Raw genomic sequence first — 9,703 nt, forward strand, 5'->3', positions numbered from 1 at the left:
AGAGATTACTGTATAGACACTGTCTGCATCATCAGTTGTATATTGCTACGAATATCCTCGAGTGACATTTGCTGGTCCTGCTGCAGGCAGTAACTTAAATTGTTTAATATAATCCCTGCATACGTATGCCCTTGAAACTCTAAGTCGCCTGGGCGTCCATGGCGCTTGGCATGGTCAATATAATTTTGTTTGATTAACGCATACATATCATCATATAAATGAATATTGGGGGTTTTGATTTGCCAAAAAGCCAGTATGCGTTGTTTTTGCGCGTGAATAAACGCCCAAAATTGTTCCAAACACATCAGTAAATTTTCTTGACTGGCGACACTAAAGCGTTCAGTTAAGAACTTCTCATACACTTGGCGAAAATTACTCACCATCTTCTCTGCCAACGCCTCTTTACTGGCGTAATGACGATAAAAGGTTGAGCGGTTGATCGCTGCCGTATCTAAAATATCTTGGACCGTGATGGCGCGGTAAGGTTTCTGCTGCAGTAATGCGAGAAAAGCTTGCTCGATATGTTGTTCAGTCTTAATGACCCGTAAATCATTTTCGTTCATCGCTTTTTGGTATCCTTACGCTCTTCATCTTACGCTTTATGTCTTAGCCTTTAAATTTTAGCAATCGCACGAATCGCGCAAAATTTTTACAATAAACAACATTATCTACCTAACTGTATCCTTATGCAACATTTATGTTTTATTTGATGCTTGAAGGCTGTTTAGGATAGTTTTATATTGCCACCCATTAAACATATCAAATTACATAATCCAGCATATTGTCTAGCATAAATCCGTCTGTCAACCGTCGGATTTTTTAGATTTTGCCACTCAAGTTTAGCGATAAGGACGAAAAAATGGCTGAAACCATGCCGACTGGGGTTGATGATAGCCCCGAACCCGCACCGACACCCGCATCTACGCATAGCACAACCCAAATCCCTGCCAAATCCAAACGTAAAAAAAACCTATTGGTATTTACCTTGATTGTTTTAGCCATTGCTGCAGTGACGTTATGGCTATACGTTACTCAATGGCGCTATCAAGTCAGTACCGAAGACGCCTATGTGAGCGGCAACCAAGTACAAATCAACGCGCAAATATCGGGGACGGTGACGGCGATTGGCGTCAATGACACGGATATGGTCAAAGCCGGGCAAACTTTGGTGGCGTTAGACCAAGCGGATAATGGCTTAGCCCTTGAAACCGCCAAAGCACAATTGCGCACAGCAATCAGACAGTATAAAACCCAAACCGCAACCATCCAACAAGCTGATGTCAATATCTCGCAAGCACAAACTGCGATGAATGAAGTGCAATCACAAATTGAATCTGCCAAGATTGCGCTGCTTGCCGCACAATCTGACTATCAACGCCGCGCCGCTTTGATGGCAAGTCAAGCAGTATCGCAAGAAGAAGTCCAGCATGCTGCCGACACTGTCAAAAAAGCCCAAGCCCAGCTCAATGCGGCAGTTGCCAAGCAAGCCACCGCTCGCTCTGCCGTTGTGACTGCCGAAGCGCAGCGCAATGTGACAATCGCCAATTTAGGTAAAAATGATGTGCTATCACAACCTGCGGTACAAACCGCGATAGCGAATATCCAAACCGCTTGGCTCAATCTCAACCGTACCCAGATTGTAGCACCCATCGATGGGCAAATTGCCAAACGCGGTGTGCAATTAGGTCAAAAAATCAGCGCAGGCACGCCTTTGATGGTGATTGTGCCGTTACATGATTTGTGGGTTGATGCCAATTTTAAAGAAAGCCAAATTAAAGACATTCACCTAGGTCAAGCGGTGAATTTAACATCAGATATATATGGTAAAGAGATTATTTATCATGGCAAAGTGATTGGCTTATCAGCAGGAACAGGCAGTGCGTTCTCGGTTTTGCCTGCCCAAAACGCCACCGGTAACTGGATTAAAGTCACCCAGCGTCTACCTGTACGAATTGCACTCGATAGCAAAGAATTACAACAGCATCCGCTACGCGTGGGGCTAAGTATGCATGCCGAGCTTGATAGCCGAGACCAACAAGGCAAACCGCAGGTGGCTACCGCGACCGCTAGCAACAAACCTGTTGCCCAGCTGCAGCCGCAAGTCGATATGTCAGGCGCGACCAAAATTATCCAACAAATTATCCAGCAAAACCAATCGTGAGGTGAAAAATGGCGGAAGCAATTTCACCCAATATCGATACAGAGCAGCCAGCGACTGATAGTCCAGCCCGTAGTCAACCACAAGGCGATCAGCCCGCGCCTTTATCAGGGATGCCGCTTGCGATTGTGACTTTTGCCCTATCGATGGCGGTGTTTATGATGGTGCTTGATTCGACCATTGCCAATGTGGCATTACCGACCATCGCAGGGGATTTGGGTGCGGCGACCTCACAAGGTACATGGGTGATTACCATGTTTGCCGTTTCCAACGCGATATCTATTCCCCTCACAGGGTGGTTGGCTCGTCAGTATGGCTCGGTCAAAGTGTTTTTGGTGTCGGCAAGTTTATTTGTGTTTTGTTCATGGCTATGTGGGGTGTCACATAGTTTGACGATGCTGATTATTGCCAGGGTGGCGCAAGGCGCAGTAGCAGGCCCGATGATTCCACTGGCACAAAGCCTATTATTACAGTCTTTTGCGCTTGAAAAACGGGCGATGGCGCTTGGATTATTTGCTATGGTGGTCGTCACTGCGCCGATATTAGGTCCGATTTTGGGCGGTTATATCTGCGATAATTATCACTGGGGCTGGATATTTTTTATCAATATTCCGATTGGTATTGTCGCCATTATTTTGGCATGGCAACAACTTAAAAACCGCGAAACACCTGTCATCAAGACCGATATTGATAAAGTAGGCCTTGTTTTGATGATTGTCGGGGTGGGTGCACTGCAGTTTTTCTTGGATCGTGGGCGTGAGCTCGACTGGTTTGCTTCCCCTGAAATCATTGCTTTAGCCGTCATTAGCGTTTTATGTTTGAGTTATTTGATAATTTGGGAGCGCGGTGAGGAACATCCGATTATTGATTTGTCGATTTTTCAAGACCGCAATTTTACCATTGGCACATTGGTGATTAGCTTGGCATTTTTGCTATATATGGGCGCCATTGTGCTATTGCCCCTCATGCTGCAGCAAACGATGGGTTATACCGCGGTTTGGGCAGGATTGGCAGCGGCACCGATTGGTATTTTCCCGGTGTTGTTGACGCCCTTAATCGGTAAATACGCGCGAAACATTGATATGCGCATCTTGGTGACGTTAAGTTTTTTAATTTATTGTGCGACCTTCGTATGGCGTAGTGATTTTAATCCGCAGATGACGTTTTGGGATGTGTTTTGGCCGCAGTTTATCCAAGGACTGGGTACTGCCATGTTTTTTATGCCCTTAACCACCATTGCACTCTCCAACATTTCGCATCATAAAATGGCGGCAGCGACAGGGATTTTTACCTTTGTGAGAACCTTGGCGGGCGGGATTGGCGCTTCAATGGTGATGACTGTGTGGGAAAGACGCAGCAATTATGCGCATACTTATTTGACCGAAAGTATCAGCCAAAATTCTAATTTTGATGCGTGGTCAAAAAGCCTGCAAGCGTCTGGCATGAGTTATGACCAAACGTTGGCACTCATCAACCAAAATATTAACCAACAGGCGCTGATTATTGGTTCGAATGAGGTCTTTTATGTGTTTGGCTTGGTGTTCTTATTATTGATTGGTATGATTTGGCTTGCCAAACCGCCATTTCACCATTAAAAATAAGGGTTTAGGTTGCTTATCTCAAATTGACGCTGATAAAATGTTACTATCGTCAAGTACATAGATAACTTTGGTTACAAAATATAATTTAACCGCAATTTTATAATTCGACTTATAATAATCCATCTTATCAAATTGCGTCGTTAATTTATGAGTAAAGCACATGCTAAAACCTCGGTTCCTGCACTGACGTTAGGGGCAATCGGGGTCGTTTATGGCGATATCGGTACCAGTGTACTGTATTCAGTAAAAGAAGTTTTTAATTCTGGTCATGTCGCCTTTAACGTTGCCAATATCTATGGGGTGCTGTCGTTATTTGTATGGACTATCACCATCATCGTCAGTCTCAAGTACATCTCGTTGGTGCTACGCGCCGACAATAAAGGGGAAGGTGGTCTGATTGCGATGCTCGCTTTGGCATCAAGCGCGGTGAAACATCGCCCAAAATTGCACGCAATCATCATGACCATGGGGATATTTGGTACCTGCTTGTTTTATGGCGATGGGGTGATTACCCCATCCATCTCGGTGCTATCGGCAGTAGAAGGTTTGACGGTGGTATCGCCACGGCTGCATAGCGTGGTGATACCTGCCACGCTGACCATTTTGTTCATACTGTTTTTTGTGCAAAAATTTGGTACCAAAGGTATCGGCAAGCTGTTTGGACCTGTAATGGTGCTATGGTTTTTGTTGATTGCTGGCATTGGGGTTTATCATATCCAGCACAATGTCGAAATCTTGCAAGCCATCAATCCCATCTATGCTTATCAGTTTGTGGTGACCAATCCGACACTCGCCTTTATCATCTTGGGGGCAGTTGTCCTGTGTGTGACAGGCGGTGAAGCTTTGTATGCCGATATGGGGCATTTTGGCAAAAAACCGATTCGTATCGCTTGGTTTTCCATTGTCATGCCCGCCTTGTTGCTCAATTATTTCGGGCAAGGCGCATTTTTACTCGCCAACCCTGATGGCAAATCCAATCCCTTCTTTTTGATGATTCCAGATGCCATGCGTATTCCGATGGTGGTAATGGCAACATTAGCGACAGTGATTGCGTCACAAGCGCTGATTTCTGGGGCGTTTAGTATCACCAAACAAGCGGTGCAACTGGGCTTTTTACCGCGTATGCGTATTGTGTATACCAATGTCAAAGAAGTGGGTCAGGTGTATATTCCAGCGATTAACTGGGGCTTATTTATCGCCATTGCGTTTGCTGTGGTGATGTTTAAATCGTCCGGTGCGTTAGCGGCCGCTTATGGTATTGCGGTTTGTACGGATATGCTGATTACCACGATATTGACCTTCTTTGTGATTCGCTATGCGTGGAAATACCCATTGCTACTGTGTATCGCCGCGACCTCATTGTTCTTTGTGGTGGATTTCTTGTTTTGGGCGTCAAATCTGCTCAAACTACTCAAGGGCGGCTGGTTCCCATTGTTGTTAGGGGGCGTCATGTTTGTGCTCATGATGACTTGGCGAGATGGGCGTAACTTGGTGAGAATTGCCCATACCACAAGACAAATTAACTTAAAAAATTTCTTGGATGACTTGTTTGGTAGTTTTACCAATAAACGCTTACAAATAGCTCTGGAGTCAACGCAAGGCAAATTAGAAAAGCTGACCCAAGATATTGAAAACGCGCCACTTGAGAATATCCAAGAGCTGCAAAATCAGCAAGCGGTACTGCAGGAGAAAATCTTAATCAACCAGCGCTGCCAAGTGCTGTTTGAAAATATCAAAAAAATCAAAGGCATTGCCGTATTTATGGTCTCTGAAGTCGATATCGTGCCCGTGGCGTTGAAACAAAACTTAAAGCACAATAAATGCTTGCATGAGTACAATATCTTTGTCACTGTGAATACCCTAGAAACCCCTTGGGTGGGTCTCAGCAAGCGCAGTGAAGTGACCTATTTGGGACACAATTGCTGGAAGGTGGTGCTCAATTTTGGCTTTAAAAATGACCCTGATGTGCCAGACTCACTCAAACACATTCAGCAATTTAACTTTGATTTCGATCCTGCCAAGGTGAGTTATTTCTTATCCCATGAGGCGGTGGTGGCATCTGAGAGCATCAAAGGTATGGCGTTATGGCGTGAAAAATTGTTTGCCCATATGCACCGTAATGCCGGCACCGCGGCTGAGTTTCTAAAACTTCCTAGCAACAATGTGGTAGAAATGGGTGCCAAAGTAGAAATTTAAATGTCTAACATAAAAAAGCCATTCCTTCGATAGTGGCTTTTTTTTCTGCTTTTCTGCTTGATTGTGACTTAGTCTGTTTCAAATGCTTGATTCAGCGAGGCTTCGACGGCATCAATTCGCGCTTGGCATACTTTATAGGCGTCAATGGACTCCGCTACAATGGTCATCAGTGCGTCGATGTTGGGTTCTTGGCTATTTTGCAAGCGTTGTGCATTTGTTTTTAACACCTCATAGGCGCTTTTGAAATCAGTTGGCTCGGTCATGGTTATTCCTGTTGATGGATAGGTCAGTTTTTTGGGTGTTTGGCATTGACAGTGGCTTGTAGATAGCCATCTTGTAGTTCAATGGTTATGGTTGAATTGGGTTCAACTTGGGCAATCGAAGTCATCACCGTATTTGATGCAGGATGCGAGGTTCTGATAATCGCATAGCCACGGGTTAATACAGTTGACGGATGCTGTAACAATGTCATCTCACGCAGTCGATCGGTCGATTGACGAGCCGTTGTGATTTGCTGATAAGCAAGCTGGCGAATCTGTACAAATTGGTTGTCCATGGCAAGTTTAGCGGCAGATAATTGTCGCTGCGCTGCCGATTGTATCTTGGTAAGTTGTTGTTCGCTATCATGGCGTGCCTGCAAGATGCTGGATTTAGCAATTTGCTCGATGGTCAAAAAATGTTGTTTGGCAGCCTGAGTAATAGTCAGCAAATGATTGCGAATGCTTGCGATAACCTTCGATGGGGTATCAAAACTTTGATGTGCCACTTCATCTAGCATGACGCGGTCGCGCTCATGACCAATGCCGACCCATACCGGTATCGGCTGCTCAGCCACCAGCGCGGCAAGTTCGTAATCATTGAGATAGGCCAAATCGCCCACCGCGCCACCACCTCGGATAATCACTATCAAGTCGGGCGTGATGGCTTGATTGGCAAGGGTTTTAATACCATGAATCAAGGCTTGGCGGATATCTTGTGGGGCATGATTGCCTTGAAAGGTGGCGTGCTCATAATGAAAAATACACGCCCCTGTACTGGCGAGCCTATCGGCATCCGCACGAAAATCGCCCAGCCCTGCGGCTTTTTCAGGCGCGATGACGAGCACATGCTCAATATCAAACGGCATCGGGAGTGATTGATTGAGATCAAGCAGCCCTTCTTCATGCAGTCTGGTTAAAATCATTTGGTATTGCTTTGCCAAATCGCCTAATGTGTAAGTGGGGTCGATATCGACGATGTTTAATGAAAAGCCATACTGGGCATGGAACGTGGCTGAGACTTTGAGCAATACATTCAAGCCTCGCTCAAGGCTCATGCCAGTATTTTTTTCAAATTTTGACAGTACTTTGGCTGCTTGACCACGCCATAGCGTGCCGCGGCAGCTGGCGGTGACTTTGCCATCCATATCTTTATCCGCCAATTCAAAATAATAGTGACCGCCTTTGGCTGACAGACTACGGATTTCAGCTTTCACCCAAACGGTATGGGCAAACGTTTCACTAATCACCAACTGAACAGCGGATAGATAATCGCTCAATGACAATACGGTATCGCTTAACGCCTGTTGCAATTGGCTATCGCGATCTTGAATGGCTAATTGTTCGCTAAAGTCATAATCGTTTAAGCTATCAACGCTTAAGTTATCAACACTGCCACGCTTTGCAGTTGCTTTATTGTCAGGCTCACCATCGTCAAGCAGCGCCAAAAATACGTCATCAGCCTGATTTAATGAGGTGGTTTGCAAATCCAGTCGTGCGAGCTGATCTTCAATTGATTTGATAACGGTTTTGGAAGCTTTTGCCATGGAGAATTCTTGATAATTAAAAATAAAATTGTAGGCGAAAATGATAACGCTGACAATGTGACATTTGTGATTTAGGTGTGATGTGAATGGGATTCAGTTTGCTCAATCTTTAATTTTAAATATTACATTATATTTTATGATGTAATATTCAGAAGTGGAATATGGGTGCAGAATAATATTGTTTTTGCTTGACGACGCTTTTTTTGTAAAATAATATGAATGAATTTAACATTTAACACTATATATTGAGATGAGGGGTGACCATGATGACTGTTAATTTTCAAAAAAAAAATAAGGTTCAACACAAAACCGTAGCCGTGCTATCAAGTCTAGCGTTATTAGGCGTGAGCCTAGCAGGCTGTTCACGTGCGCCCACCCAGCAAGACCAACAAGCCGCTTCAGGTCAAGCCGCCACGCAATCAAATAAAGGTGCGAGCGATAAAGGCGCTATTAAACTGCTCAATGTCTCCTATGACGTCGCGCGTGACTTTTATAAAAGCTACAATCCCATGTTTATCAAATACTACGAAGCCAAAAATAGTGGCAAAACCATTGATATTCAGCAGTCGCATGGCGGCTCTAGCAAACAAGCGCTAGCAGTTGCCAACGGTCTGCAAGCGGACGTGGTCAGTATGAACCAAGGCTCAGATGTAGAGCTGTTGGTAAAAAAAGGCTTGGTGGCACAAGATTGGCAAAGCCAATTCCCAAATAAAGCAGTACCCTATACCAGTGCCATCGTGTTTTTGGTGCGTAAAGACAACCCAAAACAAATCAAAGACTGGTCTGATTTGGCAAAACCAGGCGTACAAATCGTCCTTGCCAACCCAAAAACCACGGGTAATGGGCGTTATGCCTTCTTAGGTGCGTATGGCTACGGCTTACATAGTTTTAATAAAGATGAAAGCAAAACCAAAAACTTTGTCAAAGACCTGCTCAAAAATGTGCCGGTATATGAAAATGGGGGGCGTGCGGCGACGACCACGTTCTTACAACGTCAAATTGGCGATGTGTTAGTCACCTTTGAAAATGAAGCCAATCTCGCGGTCAAACAGTTTGGTAAAGGCGATGTGCAAATTGTCTATCCAAGCTACACCATATCAGCAGAAAACCCGGTGGCGATTGTTAAATCAGTGACCGATAAAAAAGGCACCAACGAAGCAGCGAAAGCCTATCTTGATTATTTATGGAGCGAGCCTGCCCAGCAATTGGCGGCAGATTTATACCTGCGTCCAAGCGATGCGGCGGTACTGGCTAAAAATCAAGATAAATTACCCGCGCTTACCACCTTTAGTCCCAATGCCGAATTTGGCAGCTGGACGGATATCATGACCAAATACTTCAAAGATGGTGGTGTCTTTGATCAACTAGCCAGCCCAACAAGCACCATAGCATCGGCACCTGCGGCAAAATAGTTGGCTGTTTTTACCTCACAAAACCAGAGTTCGGCTCTGGTTTTTTATTCTAGCTAAGAATATTTAAAGCGCATAAATATAGTTTGGAAAATCAAAGTGAGATGGTACTATAGCCGTGCTTAAGATTTTGGATGCAGAGCTTTTTGTATCTTTATTTCTGGATTTTTATCAGCCGTTGCCGTAAAACCACCGACTTTAGGCGGTGGATATAAGGCAACTTGTACACTATAACGCTTGCATAAATTTTGCTAAAATAATCCTATGAAAACACTCAAGCTACGCATACGAGACAAACACATAAACCAATTAAATCGCCTAAGCGGTTCGGTGAATTTCGTATGGAACTATGTCAATGCGTTAAGCTACGAGCATCTTAAGCGTACTGGCAAATTCTTTAGTGCGTATGATTTAAACGAATATACCAAAGGTAGTGGTGAACTGCTAGGCTTACACAGTCAGACTATCCAAGCCATCAACGAAACCCACGCCAAAGCTAGAAAACAATTCAAAAAAGCTAAATTATCATGGCGAA

7 protein-coding genes and 1 pseudogene are annotated in these 9,703 nt (G+C 44.5%); 5 read left to right on the forward strand and 3 right to left on the reverse strand.

Translation table 11 applies throughout. The features are described from left to right. Nucleotides 1–5 precede the first annotated feature (5 nt). Nucleotides 6–563 carry a TetR/AcrR family transcriptional regulator gene (locus RTR63_RS06035; RefSeq protein ID WP_312523231.1) on the reverse strand — a complete coding sequence of 186 codons (558 nt, stop codon included), beginning with the start codon at nucleotides 561–563 and terminating at the stop codon, nucleotides 6–8. Nucleotides 564–859: 296 nt separating this feature from the next. Here RTR63_RS06035 and RTR63_RS06040 point away from each other — a divergent pair, with 296 nt between their 5' ends. The 3 genes from RTR63_RS06040 to RTR63_RS06050 all read left to right on the forward strand — a co-directional run bounded on the left by RTR63_RS06040 (nucleotide 860) and on the right by RTR63_RS06050 (nucleotide 5,955). Beyond that, nucleotides 860–2,161: an HlyD family efflux transporter periplasmic adaptor subunit gene (locus RTR63_RS06040; protein WP_312523233.1), complete on the forward strand. Its 1,302-nt coding sequence runs from the start codon at nucleotides 860–862 to the stop codon at nucleotides 2,159–2,161. Nucleotides 2,162–2,169: 8 nt separating this feature from the next. Further along, on the forward strand, nucleotides 2,170–3,753 hold the full coding sequence (locus tag RTR63_RS06045) for a DHA2 family efflux MFS transporter permease subunit (RefSeq protein ID WP_312523235.1): 1,584 nt from the start codon (nucleotides 2,170–2,172) through the stop codon (nucleotides 3,751–3,753). A 153-nt stretch (nucleotides 3,754–3,906) separates the two neighbouring features. Further along, a complete protein-coding gene (locus tag RTR63_RS06050) occupies nucleotides 3,907–5,955 on the forward strand; it encodes a potassium transporter Kup (protein ID WP_060995769.1) in 2,049 nt (682 codons plus the stop codon). Nucleotides 5,956–6,023: 68 nt separating this feature from the next. Here RTR63_RS06050 and xseB read toward each other — a convergent pair whose 3' ends face one another. Next, nucleotides 6,024–6,218, reverse strand: a complete 195-nt coding sequence (gene xseB / locus RTR63_RS06055) for an exodeoxyribonuclease VII small subunit (RefSeq protein WP_076776608.1) — start codon at nucleotides 6,216–6,218, stop codon at nucleotides 6,024–6,026. Nucleotides 6,219–6,241: 23 nt separating this feature from the next. Beyond that, the gene (gene xseA / locus RTR63_RS06060; RefSeq protein WP_312523239.1) at nucleotides 6,242–7,759 is read right to left on the reverse strand and encodes an exodeoxyribonuclease VII large subunit; all 1,518 of its coding nucleotides are present in this window, start codon (nucleotides 7,757–7,759) and stop codon (nucleotides 6,242–6,244) included. Between the two features lie 266 nt (nucleotides 7,760–8,025). Here xseA and RTR63_RS06065 point away from each other — a divergent pair, with 266 nt between their 5' ends. After that, complete coding sequence (locus tag RTR63_RS06065) at nucleotides 8,026–9,171, forward strand: sulfate ABC transporter substrate-binding protein (protein ID WP_312523243.1); 1,146 nt, start codon at nucleotides 8,026–8,028, stop codon at nucleotides 9,169–9,171. A 261-nt stretch (nucleotides 9,172–9,432) separates the two neighbouring features. Next, nucleotides 9,433–9,703: pseudogene (locus RTR63_RS06070) on the forward strand (hypothetical protein); the annotation flags it as partial.

It is taken from the genome of Moraxella sp. CTOTU47724 (genome assembly GCF_032014955.1).
Taxonomy (GTDB): Bacteria; Pseudomonadota; Gammaproteobacteria; order Pseudomonadales; family Moraxellaceae; genus Faucicola; species Faucicola tetraodonis.

Excerpts from the sequence above, each read along its gene's own strand:
- RTR63_RS06045 (WP_312523235.1), top strand. The coding sequence starts at position 2,170 with ATGGCGGAAGCAATTTCACCCAATATCGATACAGAGCAGCCAGCGACT.
- xseB (WP_076776608.1), bottom strand. The coding sequence starts at position 6,218 with ATGACCGAGCCAACTGATTTCAAAAGCGCCTATGAGGTGTTAAAAACA.
- RTR63_RS06050 (WP_060995769.1), top strand. The coding sequence starts at position 3,907 with ATGAGTAAAGCACATGCTAAAACCTCGGTTCCTGCACTGACGTTAGGG.
- RTR63_RS06035 (WP_312523231.1), bottom strand. The coding sequence starts at position 563 with ATGAACGAAAATGATTTACGGGTCATTAAGACTGAACAACATATCGAG.
- xseA (WP_312523239.1), bottom strand. The coding sequence starts at position 7,759 with ATGGCAAAAGCTTCCAAAACCGTTATCAAATCAATTGAAGATCAGCTC.
- RTR63_RS06040 (WP_312523233.1), top strand. The coding sequence starts at position 860 with ATGGCTGAAACCATGCCGACTGGGGTTGATGATAGCCCCGAACCCGCA.
- RTR63_RS06065 (WP_312523243.1), top strand. The coding sequence starts at position 8,026 with ATGACTGTTAATTTTCAAAAAAAAAATAAGGTTCAACACAAAACCGTA.